The sequence below is a fragment of the Thermanaeromonas sp. C210 genome (assembly GCF_013167955.1).
GTDB lineage: Bacteria > Bacillota > DSM-521 > Neomoorellales > Neomoorellaceae > UBA12545.
The window spans coordinates 424,218-439,013 of sequence record NZ_BLWF01000001.1; the positions used below are offsets into that span (position 1 = coordinate 424,218).

Here is a 14,796-nt window from a genome sequence, read left to right on the forward strand (position 1 = left end):
GTGCCGTTTTACACTATGCGGGGGACATGGATATATATAGCAATCGGAGGGCTATCTTTAATAACCTATGCCGCGGTGCTTTTCCTCTCCCTCCAACCGGCTATACGGGAACCGTGGCCTCTCGAGGCGGTGGCCGGGAAAAGGGTGTGGCAGCAAAAAGGCTGTGTTGAGTGCCATACCGTATTGGGTAACGGCGGATACGCGGCCAGCGATTTGACGAAGATGGCCGAGAGGGCGGGCCGCGACGAACTGCTTGCCTTTCTTACCCGTCCCCAGGTAGTACACCCGTCCGGACCGCATTCCTTGCACCCGGTTCTCACCCGGGATGAAGCGGAAAGCATATGGCACTACCTGGAGCAGGTGAACAAAATCGATACCCAGGGTTGGCCACCCCGCCCCTTTGCGGCCGACGTTCCGGCGGGAGGTAGCTAACCTTTGCTCCGCTTTCTTCGGGACCTACTCAAGAAAATACTGCGCCGCCTATTTTCCGCGGGACGAAAGAAAAAGGTAAAGCAGCCGTCCGGATTAAAACATTCCTCCCAAAAGGTGGCCTACCCTTATGCCTTAGCCGTTTTTCTTTTTTTGGCCCTCCAGGGCGTGCTGGCGACCGGCGGTGCCCTCCACCTGGTATTTCCATCCCTGCCGACACCCATTACCTTTGCCAACGGCAGGGCCATGCATCTCAATTTGAGTATTTTTTGGCCCCTCCTCGATATAATAGGCAGCACTTACTATTTTCTGGTAGAAGTAACGTCCCAAGGGCTTTACAGTACCCGAGTGGCTGGCTGGGGCTTCTGGTATCTCCTCGGGGTAGGCCTGGGCATCCTCGGTTCTCTGGCCTTGGGCTATACTGACGGTCGTGAATACCTGGAGGCCCCCTTTTTCTTGAAAATAGCCCTTTTGGCCGGTCTCCTGGCCTTTGTTTTCAACCTGCTCGCCACGGCTATCAAGAACCGCGCCCTGCAGCAGCCGGAGGTCATCGTTATTCTGAGCGGCGCCCTGCTTTCCGCCCTCTTATATTTTCCGACTATTTTCTTTATCCCCCACCCGACCCTCGACGATGTTGTTCGGTTTCAAGTCGTTCACCTCTGGAAGAGGGCAGCCTGGAACTCCTGGGTACCACTGTGGCTGCCGCCCTGCTGGCCTCCCTTGGAGCGGTCGGCCGGCAAAAGTTAAAGAAAGTGCTCCTGCGGGAGGCGAATCTGGTCTTGGTGTCCGGTTTATTCGGCACCGGCCACCACTATTACTGGATCGGTGTGCCGGCCTTTTGGCACTTCCTCGGAACTATTGCCAGCGGGCTCCAGGTAGTGCCTATCGTCCTTCTGGCCGTAGCGGCCTGGCAAAGTGCAGCTGTGGCCCGGGCGAAACCTTCGAAGGCCTCCAAAAACAATTCACCGCCTTCCCCTTTGGCCCTCTACTTTTTTATGCCTCCGTATTCTGGAATGTAGTAGGGGCGGGCTTCCTGGGGTTTATCCTTGCCCTCCCCTTCGTTAATCGCTACGCCCACGGCACTTATTTTACTTCCGCCCATGCCCACATGGCCCTGTTTGGCTTTTTGGGTTTCCTGGTCCTTGCCAGCAGCTACTATGTTCTAACCCGGGAAAAAACACTAAAGGACAGTCACGTGCGGCGAGTAAAACTGTGCCTCATCCTACTAAACGTAGGCCTGGGTATCATGGCGGTCAATTTGATCATCGCAGGCTTTCTGCAGACTTACCTCGTACGGGGAGCAGGGATGGACTTCGGCCTGGCTAATTTTCTCTTGAGACCCTATCTCCTGCTGCGGGGCCTGGGGGGAATGGTCTTTGCCGCCGGAGCCCTTTTGCTGGCCTGGGAAATGGCTTCGACCGCCCTTGGACGACGCCATTAACCTCCTTGGATTTTATGTTTACCGAAGGACTAGTGAGTGCGACCTTCCCCAGTTCGACGATAAGCCTGCACGGGTACGAGCCCCATTTGGATCGCTTTCCCTCCGGGGAGTAGGGTAATGGTGTATAATAATGGCTAGGCCGGAGTCCTCCCGGGTGGGGACACGGGCAGGGAATTGTTCCTTTATTCTGCGAAGGGGAAGGTTCGATGGGGAAGTATCTTATCCCTGTATTGTTGTTCATAACCCTGGCCTATGTCGCGTGGTCGGCGAGGGAAGATCCCGCCTCGGGAATAATCTATATTCCCGTAGACGAACGCCCCCTCAATCTGGCCTATGTGGAGGAAGTGGCCGAGGTGGCGGGGATAGAGCTGCATGTCCCGCCCCGGCGGCTCCTTCCGGACTACAAAACTCCGGCCGATGTTGAGGCCCTCTGGTCTTGGGCCCTCGACCAAAAGGGGACCGCAGCCGTTCTTTCTGCCGACACCCTTATTTACGGCGGCCTCATTCCCTCCCGCCGGCACCAGATTTCCCAGGACGAGTTGGTAAAAAGGGCGGAAAGGTTTCGCCAGTACCGCGAGGCCCATCCGGACCAAAAACTATACGTTTTCGTCACTTTAATGAGGACCCCCAATTCCGACTCAGCGGCTAGCGAGCCCGATTATTATGCCCGCTACGGTAAAAGGTTGTTCAGGCTTTCCGCCCTGGAGGACAAGGAAAGTACGGTGGGCTTGACGCCAGCGGAGAGGGAGGATCTTGCCAGGCTAAGGAGGCTCATCCCGGCCGATGTCTACTCCGACTGGGTCGGGCGGCGGGAGAAAAACCTGGCCGTAACCCGCAAGCTCGTGGAAATGGTGCGCGAAGGAGTTATCGACCTTCTCATTCTGTGCCGGGATGATACAGCCACTTTCAGCCGTTCGCGCCAGGAATACCGGCAATTATCCGAAGCGGGTCGCGACCTGCCCTCGGATAAGTTTATCTCTTTCCCGGGCACCGACGAGGTCGGTCTCCTCCTTGTGGCCCGGGCGGCGTTGGAGGGAGCGGGGAAGAACATTTATGTTACTTACGCGCCCGGTGCCGGTGCGGCGACCGTTGCCCGGTATGAGGACGTGCCGGTGGGACAAAACATTTCCGCCCACATAAAAGCTTTGGGCTGCCGCGAAGTAACCGATCTCGCGGTGGCCGATCTGGCCCTGGTGGTCAACACGCCGAGGAACGGCATCACGGGCGAAGCCGCCTATCAGGACGGGAGGGGAGACCCGGACACTACAGCGGCCTTGACGGCGGAAATCCAAGAAATTCTTGCCAAGGGTATTCCTGTAGCCCTGGCCGACGTGGCCTATGCCAACGGGGCCGACGTGGGCTTGTTAGAATCTTTAAGGAAAGAGGGCCTCCTCTTTAAGCTTACCAGTTATGCCGGTATGAATACGGCGGGGAATGCCATCGGCTATGCCCTCGCCCAGGGCCTTCTCCTCCCGGGAAAGGAAGGAGCGGAAAGAGTCCTCCTCACCCGGTACCTCGACGATTGGGGGTACCAGGCCGGAGTCCGCCAGGCGGTACGCCCCTTAAACCTTAAGGGAGAGGCTCTACGAGAAAGAATTACCGCTGACTTGACTAACTTTGCCCGCCGCCTGAAGGTGGGACCAGTTTCCCTTTCCGTGGACATTTTTTGGGACCAAACTTTTAATATTGGCCTCAAAGTAGAGCCCTAGCTGGGCCGGGAGTGGGAGGGTCAGGTGAGAGGGTACGGGTCGGCCCGGCAGGGCTGTACTATACCTTTTTATAGATCCCAGTACCGGTCGTTATCCGGTATTCCCCTTAAGGATTCGTGCCAACCTTTTCCGGTTGTCCGGCAGAGAGCCTTTCGGCCTACCCTTTCTCCGGTAATTTCCTGCCTCGTTAACCTTTTCGTAACCCTTTGCTCGAAAGGAGATGCTAGGATGAAGTTAGAATGTGAGGGTTAAAGGAGTGGATGGTATGCGCTGTCGGCACAGGCAAAGGTGGCTAGGCTTAGTAATGGGGGCGGTCCTTTTCTTCGGCGGATGTAGCCTTCCTAGCCCCTCGGCCGCCATCAGGCCACCTGAGGTGGCCGGGCAGGTGGATGAAACGGCCAAAGCCGTCCAGGATTTGCTGGCTCCTGGCCAAACCGTGGTGGAAGCAAGGCTTCTAGGTGCCTCGGACGGCGATGACGGCGGGCAAAAGGCCGTTGTCGTAGAGGATCTGAACGGAGACGGTCAACAGGAATTGGTGGTAGGTTACCGTGACCCGGAGGAAGGGAACGGCGTTTTCATTGCCCACCGCACCCCCCAAGGGTGGCAAAAGGTTTGGCAGGAGATACTCGGTCCCCCAGAACTGGATATCCTGGGGGTAGAGGACTTAACTGGCGATGGCCAGCCAGAAGTTATTATTGGTGGAATCATCGGAGCTTCAGCGGGGAACCACTTGAAGGTATTATCTTATGCTCTTTCGGAAAAAGATGGAACCCCTTCTTACACCACCCTGTGGCAGGCAGGTTATCACCTCCTAGAAGTGGGAGACTTCGACCAGGACGACCGCCAGGAAATAGCCCTCTGGGTGAAGGATACTGGAACCGCTATGGCGGTAGAGGTCTACCGCTGGTCACCTGCGGAGCTGCATTTCCCCGCCGGATTTTACGAGGCTGAAGACGCCTATCCGGCCTACTTCCCGCGGGTAATAGAATATTACCGGCAACACCTCCAGGAGATGCCTGATGCTGCCTTTCTATGGTACTACCTGGCTTCCGCCCAGGTTAAGGCCGGCCGGCCGGAGGAGGCCCTGGCTTCCATAGAAAAAGGCATGGGTCTCAAAGGAGACTACCCCAGCGCCGAGCAGTGGGATCTGGTGAAAGGGCAGGCCCTAGTTGCTTTGGGGCGATATGAGGAAGCCCTGACCACCTTTACCCGAATCACAACTAAGGACAAATCCGGTGGTTCGACATCGGAATCTTCTTCTTACGGCGTGGCACCGTTCCTTTTGGCCCAGGCCTACTACGGCACCGGGCTGGCCTGGGAAGGGTTGAAAGAGTATGACCGGGCGAGAGGCGCCTACACCCGCGCCGTGGAACTCCAGAGTGACTGGATCCCCCCGGCCCGGGCCCTGCAGCGCCTTAACGCCCGGCCGGCCGTGGATAAAGTTACCGCTTATCTGGCGGCCTTGAAACCGGAGGAACGAGAAAGGGGTCTTAAGGGAATTGAGCAATGGGCCCGGGAGCAGGGACTTTACCTGGCCACCGTGAAAGCGCAAAGCGCGGGCGGCTTGCCCGAGACCTGGCTGGTCGATCTTAAGGCCGGCCCCTATGACGGTACCATTGATGTGCACCTTATTTACTGGTGGGAAGAAGGGCCATCGGCTCCGGGAAACGGTCGGCTTAAGTACCAGGCCTTCTACAGCGCCGAGGCCCAGGTTCACGGCCTGGGACCTACCCACCAGGCCTTAAGCGGGCGCTTGGCTCTTGGCCCGGAAGATAGCGCCGAGATGGCCGCCGTTTACGATAGCGCCTTTTCGGGCAGCGGCTCCCCTCGCCCGGAACTTTATCTTTTGCGCCGGCAGGACGATGGCTGGCGAATCCTCTGGAGGCCACCGTCCCGGGAATGGCGCAACAGCCACGGCAGTATTACTTTTACGGGAGCCGGCTTGGAAGAGTTTATCTTGCAAAGCGATTCCTGGGAAGCAGGGGATGGTAAAGATCAGATTTTCCACGAGGCCAATGCGGGGCCGCACCGCCAGTTTCGGGATGTCTGGCGAAGGCAGGGCGGCAATTACCAGCGGGTGGCCGCCGAGACAGTATCTACCGCCTACAGCGCCCTGGTGGAATTTATCTACCACCTGAGCCTGGGGCAGGAGGAGCAGGCGGCCCAGTGGGCTCTGGCTCCCGGACTGACAAGCCAGGCTAAGGAATGGGGTCTTATACAGCAGCCCCTGGGCCAGAGATGGCTTTTGGAACTGCCCGACCCGGCAGCGGAGCTGCAAGGGCCCCTTACCATCGCCAGCGGGCCGGCAGCCGGGATCCAGGTGACCTTCGCTAACCGGGAAGGGAAGTGGCTCCTCAAAGAACTTAAAAAGGTGCGGGTAACGGACAGATAAATCCCAAGGCCCGCGTTCCGAAGGGGCTAACCATGGACCGAGAGCTGATCGTGATCATGGAAGATGAGGAGGCCATCGCGGAGTTCGTCCGCCTCAACTTGGAGCGGGCGGGCTTTCGCGTGTCCTGGGCGGCAAGCGGCGAAGAGGGGCTGGCCCTGGTGCGCCGGGAGCCTCCTGTTCTGGTGGTCCTGGACCTGCGCCTGCCCGGCATGGACGGGTTGGAAGTATGCCGGTACTTGCGCCGGTTTTATCCTGAGGTGGCCGTCATCATGCTTACGGCTCGGGGCCAGCCCCTGGACAAGGTCCGGGGGTTGGAACTGGGGGCCGATGATTACATTACCAAGCCCTTTGACCCGCGGGAATTAGTAGCCCGGGTACAGGCCGTCCTGCGCCGCACCAGGCCAGGTAGTACCGCCCAAGGCAGGGTAAAGCAATTCGGCAGCCTTCACATCGACTTGTGCCGCCGCCGGGTGAGCAAGGGAGATAGGATACTGGAGTTAACGCCCCGCGAGTTTGATCTTTTGGCCTTCCTGGCCCACAGGCCCGGCCAGGTATTTAGCCGGGATGAAATCCTGGATGCCGTCTGGGGCCCGGATTACTGCGGCGATCCCAAGACGGTAGACGTGCACATCCGCCGCCTGAGGGAGAAATTGGAGGATAACCCCGCCCGGCCCGTCTACCTGCAAACGGCCTGGGGAGTAGGTTACTGCTTAAACCCCGGCCGGGAAGATAAGGACAACCGCACTGGAAGCTAATATGGGGAGGCCAGTAAAGTGTTTTCCGGCATCCGCGGCCGCATTGTCGCCGCTTACTTCCTTATCACCGGGCTTCTCTTTCTCCTGGGCGGCGGTATGCTAATTGCAGGCCTTAACGCCTACTATATTTCCGGCATCGAATCCATATTGACCAGACAGGCGGAATGGAACGCTAATTTTTTTCAGGACTACTGGAGCCGGCCGGACCGGGTGGCGGATCTCTCCCTGGCAGCTTCGCAACTAGTTTCCAGCTTTACCCAGGGAACCCAGGCTCGCGTACAGATAGTGGATTTGGAGGGCCGGTTGTTGGCCGACTCTCACGATTCCCTGCTGCAGGAAGAGGTAGGCCAGGCCCCCGAAGTGCAGGCCGCCCTTCGGGGCGAGCCGGGGACCTACCGGGGGGCCAATCCGGCTACCGGTGAAGCCATCCTGGCCGTGGCCCGGCCCTTACGCCAGGGGGGAGTGGTGAGCGGCGCCCTCCGCATCAGCTCCAGCCTCATGGTGGTAAGGAGGGTGATCAGGAACGTCACTCTGATCTGGCTGCTGGTGACTGCTGCCGCCCTTACCTTTGCGGCTGCCGTCGGTTCTTTCCTGGCAGGGACCGTGGTGCGGCCGCTTAGCGAAATCACTTCAGCGGCTGAGCGCATTGCCCGTGGCAACTTGAACGTTACCGTCGCTCGTCGCTTTAACGACGAGATCGGTCGCCTGGCCGATACCCTAAATCACATGACTCGAGAACTGCGGCGGCTGGACAGGCTAAAAAGCGAATTCATTAGCTCCATCTCCCACGAACTGCGTACTCCTTTAACTTCCATTAAGGGCTTTGTAATCACCCTGCTGGAAGGACTGCCGGTAGAAGAACAGGAACTACGGCGCGGGCTGGAAATCATCAACCGCGAAACCGACCGTCTGACAGGCCTGGTGGAGGAGTTGCTTGATTTTAGCCGCCTGGCCGCGGGGCAGCTTACCTTGCGCTTGTCGCCCGTGGACCTAGCCGGGCTGGTGCAGGACACTGCCGAACAGATGCGCCCGCGGGCGGTGCGGCAGGGAATAGATCTGCAGATCACCATAAAAGATCCCTTTCCTCCGGTGGAAGCCGACGCCGACCGTTTGAAACAAGTCCTGGTGAATCTGGTGGACAACGCCCTGAAATTCACTCCGGCAGGGGGAAGAATCATCGTGGCCCTGGAACGGCTGGGCCAGAACCTGGCTCTAAAGGTTTGCGACACCGGCGTGGGCATAGATCCTCAAGAACTACCCCTGGTTACCCAGCGTTTCTATCGCGGCCGCCAGGCCCCCTCCAGCGGGAGCGGCCTAGGATTGGCCCTCTGTGAGGAGATCATAGGTCTTCACGGAGGGCGCCTCGAGATTGCCAGTCAGCCGGGGCAAGGCACCACCGTTACAGTTCTCCTGCCTGCTCGTTGAATTTACCTTTATCTTAGCGGACATCGAGTATGTCCTAAAGCTCGGGCCTTAAATGTATTAAGGGTGCCGTTCCCTGATGGGCTCGCCGCTAAGGGCGTCGATGAAACGTACGGTCCCTTGGGGAAAGTAAGGACGGTAGAACAAGGCGATGTCGTTATCCTCCCCTTCTGGGATTTGCTCCCATTCGAGGCGGATATCGAGCTCTTGCGCGACACGGGCGATGGCCGCTTCACGGGTGATTCGGGGCGTTCTGGGAGTTGCCAGAAAGATGGAGGGGTGCGTCTCTGTACTCATGTAGGCGACGATACGACCATCGGTGCGACGCAAGGTGACGAAACAAGAGAATAGATAAAGGGGAATGCCATCGATAAAAGCTTCAAACCGAAATATTTGATTTGGGCTCTCGTCTGAAGCTTCTGCGAGGCCTTCTTCTTGTATCGGAGGAGAATCGAGGATTTCGTCATCGACCAAGAACAAATAACGGTGGGCCTCGGGGAAGACGCGCTGGATGAAAGCGATGGCCTTAGCTTTAAGCACGGCAGGGGGCAAGCACTTCGGCCCGGAGATGACACGCTGGGTTTCGTTATCATGGCAAAAGCGAACGAAGCCCAAGAGGCGCCCCGAAGCTTGGCAGATGGTCATCTTGGCGACGCGAAAATTAAAAAGGGCCTCAAAAAATTGAGCAAAGGTTTTGGCTTGGGGAGATGAGTGGGATTCAGGCGGAAACCCGGGTCGCAACAAGACGTCGGCTGTAGGCCACAGGTCAGGAGAGATAAAATTGGCGTATGTTTCTTCAAGCCACACCACCTGCCGCTCACCCTCCCAATCCATGTCGCGCCGCGGATAGCGGCTAAGGTCCCCGCTAACGTGCTCAAGGAACGCCTCGAGAGGTTCTTGGCCGAGGACGACAGGATCGGACGAGGCCTCCAAGGGAAGAAGCCTTGGCTTTTTGTCCGAGGAAACATGCACGTTGTAAGCTGGGCCGGGGACGTCCACATCCGCGGGGAGCGACCCAAGGCCTTCGATCCAGTAGACTAGCCGGGTTTCGCCGAGGCCATCTTGCGGAAGAAGATAAAGCTTTGGATCGAGGTGGGCGAGCATCAAGGTGGCGTTAAGGGCGCGCTTAGCCTCCTGTAGGACCTCCTCGCGTGAACGGAGTTGTGCAGGCGGCGACGGCAGCCGAACGCGTTTTCCTTTGAAGCGGAAGGCCTTGATGCGACCGCGGGTGTCAACGTCGATGTGTAGGCCGGTGTCCGGCAGCGGCCGTCCGGCCACCGTCTGCGACCACGCAAAACGGGTAAAGCCCTTGAAGTCCTCGACGTGAAGTTGCGGGAAATCCGTTTGGAAACCCGGCACGTGGGTCATCAAAAAGGCTTCGGCGACCTGTCTTCGTTGGTCGAGGGAAACGGCCTCTCGGGGTTGGCCGCCCTTAAAGACCGGCGGCTCTTCACCTTCAAATCTTTCCAATTCCAGGAGGCGTCCTTTAGGCATGGCCAGGATGACAACAACCATGCCTTGGTCGGGATCCTTCGTATCCCGCCACCATAGATGGGCCTCCTTATGTGTCGCGCGGTCAACCAGGTCTTCCAATACGGTGACATAGTGGGGGGGAATGGAAACCAGGGTATGAGCTATGGCCTTGGCTTGCTCCAAGAGATCCCTTGACGCTTTATGCATGACTCGCCTCCTTTACAACTTTAACCCTTCCCTAGCCTGCCCTGTCCCATACTTAATTTTAGTATGGAATAATTGAGTTTTGAAGGTAACAAGCTAGGATTTTATATCATTCGTTATTATCATAGTGGTGTTCCTTCTTGCGCCTGCAGCTGGGAAAAGGCACTTCTAGTGAAGAAGTGGCCGTTTTCCAGCAACGGATGTCACAAACTCCTGAGTAGCGGTGTTATATTTATGGAATAAGGTTGCGGGGGGAAAGGGCCATCGAGCTTTTTGAATTTGAAGGGCTGTTTCAGACTTATTATTCCGGGGTGTATAGGTGGCTGTATTACCTTCTGGGAGAGCGAACGGCCGCCGAGGACCTCGCCCAGGAAGTCTTCCTTAAGCTTTATTGCCAGCCCCCGGGGGATAAAAGCAATCTCCGAGGGTGGCTGAGGCGGGTAGCCGCTAACCTGGCCTATAACTATCTCCGGAGCGAAGAGCGGCGCCGCCGTCGTGAAGAGGGAGAGGTCTTTAAGGAGGCGCGCGGGGTAATTGCCCTGGAGGAAGCCCTGTTGCGGGAGGAAGAAGCCCGGAGGGTGCGGAATTGTCTGGCCCAGCTTTCACCCCGGGAACGCCTCTGCCTTCTTTTAAGGCAGGAGGGTTACAGCTACGCTGAGATCGCCTCTATCATCCAGGTAGACAAAAACTCGGTGGGCACTATATTAGCCCGGGCACGGCGGCACTTTGTCACCCTGTACAACCGTAATGAGGGGAGGGAGGGCCATGTGTCCCGATGAAGGGCTCCTCCAGGCCTTTCTAGATGGTGAGCTGGATGCAGCTCAGGCTATAAAGGTCGCAGGGCATTTGAGACGATGCGCCGCTTGCCGGGAGCGGGCGGCCGTGCTGGAGGAGGTGAAGAGGGAAGCAAGTTCCGCTCTAGAGGTATACCGGCGGGCAACGGAGTCTGTAGTCTGTCCGCGACGGGTGCCCCAGAAGGTTTTACCGCCTTCCGGGAATAGCTCTTCGTCTAATGGGTTAGTGAAGGCCTTGGGGGCAACAAACAATAACAATAAGGTAAGGAGGGTAAGGGATATGGTGTTTAAGCACAAATGGGCGTCCGGTCTGGCTGTGGCGGCCCTGGCCTTGATATTTCTCCTCGGCTGGACTCCGGGACGCACCCTGGCTTCCCAGTTCTTAAGCATCTTTCGTATGGAAAAGGTACAGGTGGTAAAATTTACTCCCCAGGATGTGGCCGAGCTCGAAAGACTTCTGAACGGTCAGGCCGGAGAAGTAGATATTCAGAATTTTGGCCGGTTAGAGGTTACTCAGCCGGGACAGCGACTACAAGTAACAGATCCCTCCCGTGTAGCAGAGTTAACCGGCCTTGAGCCCCGGATCCCAGAGGTTCTGGCCGGTATGGAAAGGGAAGAGATCCTGGTAGACCGGGGTATGGTCATCAAGATTACACCTGATGTAGAAAAAATAAACGCTTACTTAAAAGGACACGGAAACGTGCTCTTGCCGGAAAGCCTTAAAGGCCAGTCCTTTGCCTTAAAGGTGCCGCCGGCTGTAGAGGTCCGGTATAAAGGCCCCGTAGAACTTCTCATCGCCGGGGACTTGACCATCGAGGCTCCGGCCGGAGTAGACGTTCCGGCCCTGCGACAGGCCTTGCTTGGCTTGCCTTTACTGCCAGACAATTTGCGCCGCCAGCTCGGAGCCATCGACGATTGGCAGCATACTCTGCCTATACCGGACACCCAGGACTTGGCGGCCCGGGAAGTTACAGTTAACGGTAACCAGGGTGTTTACGTTAGCCGCGACGATAAATCCCGCGGCGTCCTGGTGTGGCGCCAGGATAACAGTTGGTGGGCTATAGAGGGACTTCCCTTGGAAGAAGCCTTGAAAGCTGCTGCGGAGGTCAAATAATGGCTATCGTCGAAACCAGGAATCTGACGAAAATCTACGGTAGACAAATAGCCTGCCGGGAGATCTGCCTCTCCGTAGAGGAGGGGCAGATTTTCGGCCTTTTGGGGCCCAACGGCGCAGGTAAGAGCACCCTGGTCAAAATGTTAGTGGGCCTGGTTTACCCTACGCAGGGAGAAGCCCTGGTGGCCGGACGCAGGCCTTGGGATAGCCGGGGACGCCGGGAGATTGGTTTTCTACCGGAAAACTTCCGCCTTCATGAGTGGCTTAAGGGCGAGGAGCTTTTGGTCTTCCACGGTCGCCTTGCGGGACTTAAAGAGAAGGAAGCCCGGCGCCGGGCCCGGCAGGTTTTGGAACTCGTGGGGTTAGACAAAGACGGGGGAAAAATGGTAGCCCATTACAGCAAGGGCATGCAGCAGCGTTTGGGTCTGGCGGCTGCCCTGGTAGGTAACCCCCGGGTAATCTTCCTAGATGAGCCCACCTCGGCCCTGGACCCCCTGGGCCGGCGCCAGGTACGGGAACTCCTTGGGGCCCTAAAACAGGAGGGTAAGACCATCTTTCTAAACAGCCATCTCCTAAGCGAAGTCGAACAGGTGTGCGACCGGGTAGCTATTATCCACCAGGGGAGGGTGCTGGCGCAGGGAAGCCTTAAGGAGCTTATCATGGGGCCCACGGAGGTTAAGGCCAGGGTCGGCGGCTTAAAACCGGAACTGGAGGAAAACTTACGTCGCCGCTACCCCTCCTTAAGGGCAGAAGGCGGCCATCTTACTGTGGCCCTAAACAGTAAGGAGGAAATACCCCATCTGGTAGCGTACCTGGTGGCGGAGGGCCTGCGCATATATGAGATAACGCCCCGGCAAAACTCCCTGGAGGAAGTCTTTGTCAAGCTAGTGGGGGAAGGGGAAAAGCTGGAATGTGGTTAATGGCCCTTTTCACCTTTCGCGAGGCCTGGCGCAAGAAAGTTGTTATAGTAGTCGGCGTGTTAACCCTGGGCTTTCTGGTCTTGTACGGCACCGGCCTCCACTTCATAGGCGAGAACCTGAACTGGCAGGCAAACTCCCTAGAGTATATGCAAGGGATACTCGTCTTTGTGCTCGGCGTTTACTTCGCGGGTTTCCTGGTGGCGGGTCTGTCCATCATGTCCGCTGTCGGCAGTATTTCTGGCGAAATTGAAAACGGCACCATTCCTACCCTGGCTACGAGGCCCCTATCCCGCAGCTCCCTCCTGTTGGGCAAATTTGCCGGTCAGGCAGCGGTGTTAGTCACCTATGCAGCCTTCTTTTTCTTAGCCCTGGCCGGTCTGCTATACTGGCAGGTGGGCATGATGATACCCGGCCTTTTGCCCGCCCTGGGCCTGTTCGTCCTTGAGCCCGTGGTGCTCCTGGCCATTACCATGTGGGGAACGACGAGGCTTCCCACCATGGGCAATGGCATCCTGGCCTTCTCCCTCTATGCTCTAGCCGTGGTAGGAGGTATGATAGAGCAAATCGGAGCATTGTTGAATTCTACTCCTACCGTGTACGCCGGGGTGATAACCAGCCTGCTCCTACCGGTGGACTCCCTGTATCGGCGCCTGGTGGCTGAAATAGGAGAGAAGGTTCCCTTCAGCTCCCAGATGGGTTTTGTGGACCCCCAAGACTTCTTAGGGCCCTTCGGTAGCCCATCCACTCCCAGCGACTGGATGATAATATATACTCTGATGTATATATTCCTGTCCTTGGCCGCTGCTGTTTACTTTTTCAATAGACGAGATATTTGAAAGGGGCGACTTTCGGTACGAAATTCAAGGACAGATCATGGTTTCAAGATTTATGTCCAAAGAAGGTCTGACCTAGCCTTCCGGGACGCAAGCTAAGACACCGCCCGCAGGCCAGGTCGACTCAGGGATCAAGGTGCAAGCATGGCTACGCCCAATATAATGAAAAAACTCGTCCTGCGCCTATTAACCTTACTGGTGGCCGGAGCAGTTCTGACAACGGGTATTCTCTACGCCTACATTGAATGGTTCGGCCGCCGGGTTAAACCTCAAGAAGCAGAGGTAATAATTGTACTGGGTGCGGCTGTATGGCCCGAGGGCCCCAGCCCTGCCCTGTTGGAACGCCTGGCCTTGGCGGAGAGGCTATACCGGGAAGGTTATGCTCCGGCCGTTATCACCACCGGCGGGGTAGGGAATCTCAATCCCACACCGGAGGGAAGGGCGGCAAGGGAGACCCTTATAGCCCGGGGCCTACCGGCAAATTATATTTATGAAGAAACCACTTCCTGTAATACGCGAGAAAACCTGGAAGGTGCTCTTTCTATCATGCAGAGGCATGGATGGAAACGGGCCCTCATCGTGAGCCACGATTTCCACCTGTTGCGCGCCATGCGAGAGGCTAGAAAGCTGGGCATGGAGGTTTCGGGGGCCGGGGTTCACAGAACGGCCCTGGTGAGGCCTCCATTAATCTTAAGGGAAGTGGTGGCGAACCTGGTGAGCTTGGTGAGGTAGGCTGCCGGGTTCAACCAAACCTTTAAGCCTTGCCTTCGATTTCCTTCCCTTGCTTGAGGAGCACTCCCCTTTCTCTTCCTCGCTGTTACTATTACCGCCCGGCCAGCTTCTTTCGGCCGGCCACCGCCGGATGGCTTCCAGTTTCTCCACCGAGGCGCAGGTGAAACAGGCGTGCCCCCAGTACCGGGCGAAGAAGGGCAGGAGCGCGTTTTAAGGTCTTCTTTCATGCCCTCGACCTGATAGTCCTGCCGGTGGAGACCGGGTAATCCCCGTCCCCGGGGCCCGGATGATGGTGAGTAGCTTCTTTACCGCTGAGGTTAATTTATCGGGGTTGTGGTTTATCATGCCGGCATTTTCACCGGTGGATTTAACGCCGGCAATATCACGAACGGATTACATATTATGAGAGAAAAGTCTTGACGGTTTTTCGGGGAAGGCCTATACTAGTTACAGGATACCCCCATGGGGTATGCCCGATAAGGAAGATTGCTTGTGATAACATAAGTTTATGCCGGGCTAATTTACCGAATTAAATGTGGGCATGAGCTGTGAATCCTGCGAAGGCGAGGTATAAAGGG

Annotated in this window: 13 protein-coding genes; 12 read left to right on the forward strand and 1 reads right to left on the reverse strand. The window is 57.2% G+C overall.

Translation table 11 applies throughout. The features are described 5' to 3' along the window. Positions 1 to 15: 15 nt before the first annotated feature. The 7 genes from TAMC210_RS02045 to TAMC210_RS02075 all read left to right on the forward strand — a co-directional run bounded on the left by TAMC210_RS02045 (position 16) and on the right by TAMC210_RS02075 (position 8,151). Positions 16 to 432 carry a c-type cytochrome gene (locus TAMC210_RS02045; protein ID WP_173297133.1) on the forward strand — a complete coding sequence of 139 codons (417 nt, stop codon included), beginning with the start codon at positions 16 to 18 and terminating at the stop codon, positions 430 to 432. 3 nt (positions 433 to 435) lie between these two features. Continuing rightward, positions 436 to 1,176, forward strand: a complete 741-nt coding sequence (locus TAMC210_RS02050) for a cbb3-type cytochrome c oxidase subunit I (protein ID WP_173297134.1) — start codon at positions 436 to 438, stop codon at positions 1,174 to 1,176. A 91-nt stretch (positions 1,177 to 1,267) separates the two neighbouring features. After that, positions 1,268 to 1,870, forward strand: a complete 603-nt coding sequence (locus TAMC210_RS02055; RefSeq protein WP_173297135.1) for a cbb3-type cytochrome c oxidase subunit I — start codon at positions 1,268 to 1,270, stop codon at positions 1,868 to 1,870. A gap of 206 nt (positions 1,871 to 2,076) precedes the next feature. Then, positions 2,077 to 3,579, forward strand: a complete 1,503-nt coding sequence (locus tag TAMC210_RS02060; RefSeq protein WP_173297136.1) for a DUF4127 family protein — start codon at positions 2,077 to 2,079, stop codon at positions 3,577 to 3,579. A gap of 304 nt (positions 3,580 to 3,883) precedes the next feature. Beyond that, positions 3,884 to 5,971, forward strand: a complete 2,088-nt coding sequence (locus TAMC210_RS02065; protein WP_173297137.1) for a tetratricopeptide repeat protein — start codon at positions 3,884 to 3,886, stop codon at positions 5,969 to 5,971. 32 nt (positions 5,972 to 6,003) lie between these two features. Further along, on the forward strand, positions 6,004 to 6,726 hold the full coding sequence (locus tag TAMC210_RS02070) for a response regulator transcription factor (RefSeq protein WP_173297138.1): 723 nt from the start codon (positions 6,004 to 6,006) through the stop codon (positions 6,724 to 6,726). An 18-nt stretch (positions 6,727 to 6,744) separates the two neighbouring features. Next, entirely contained in the window at positions 6,745 to 8,151 is a 1,407-nt protein-coding gene (locus TAMC210_RS02075; RefSeq protein WP_173297139.1) for a sensor histidine kinase, read from the forward strand. A gap of 57 nt (positions 8,152 to 8,208) precedes the next feature. Here TAMC210_RS02075 and TAMC210_RS02080 read toward each other — a convergent pair whose 3' ends face one another. Beyond that, positions 8,209 to 9,828 (reverse strand): YcdB/YcdC domain-containing protein, encoded by a 1,620-nt coding sequence (locus TAMC210_RS02080; protein ID WP_173297140.1) that lies wholly within the window; start codon positions 9,826 to 9,828, stop codon positions 8,209 to 8,211. Between the two features lie 242 nt (positions 9,829 to 10,070). Here TAMC210_RS02080 and TAMC210_RS02085 point away from each other — a divergent pair, with 242 nt between their 5' ends. From TAMC210_RS02085 to TAMC210_RS02105, 5 genes are all read left to right on the forward strand, one after another. Beyond that, entirely contained in the window at positions 10,071 to 10,604 is a 534-nt protein-coding gene (locus tag TAMC210_RS02085) for a sigma-70 family RNA polymerase sigma factor (RefSeq protein WP_254388466.1), read from the forward strand. Next, positions 10,591 to 11,733, forward strand: coding sequence for an anti-sigma factor family protein (locus TAMC210_RS02090; RefSeq protein ID WP_173297141.1), 1,143 nt, complete (start codon positions 10,591 to 10,593; stop codon positions 11,731 to 11,733). The genes TAMC210_RS02085 and TAMC210_RS02090 overlap by 14 nt, the downstream gene beginning before the upstream one ends. Further along, positions 11,733 to 12,653, forward strand: a complete 921-nt coding sequence (locus TAMC210_RS02095; RefSeq protein ID WP_173297142.1) for an ABC transporter ATP-binding protein — start codon at positions 11,733 to 11,735, stop codon at positions 12,651 to 12,653. Before TAMC210_RS02090 ends, TAMC210_RS02095 begins: the two co-directional genes overlap by 1 nt. After that, positions 12,644 to 13,489, forward strand: coding sequence for an ABC transporter permease (locus tag TAMC210_RS02100; RefSeq protein ID WP_173297143.1), 846 nt, complete (start codon positions 12,644 to 12,646; stop codon positions 13,487 to 13,489). The genes TAMC210_RS02095 and TAMC210_RS02100 overlap by 10 nt, the downstream gene beginning before the upstream one ends. A 141-nt stretch (positions 13,490 to 13,630) precedes the next feature. Next, entirely contained in the window at positions 13,631 to 14,218 is a 588-nt protein-coding gene (locus TAMC210_RS02105) for a YdcF family protein (protein ID WP_173297144.1), read from the forward strand. The last annotated feature ends 578 nt before the right edge of the window (positions 14,219 to 14,796 follow it).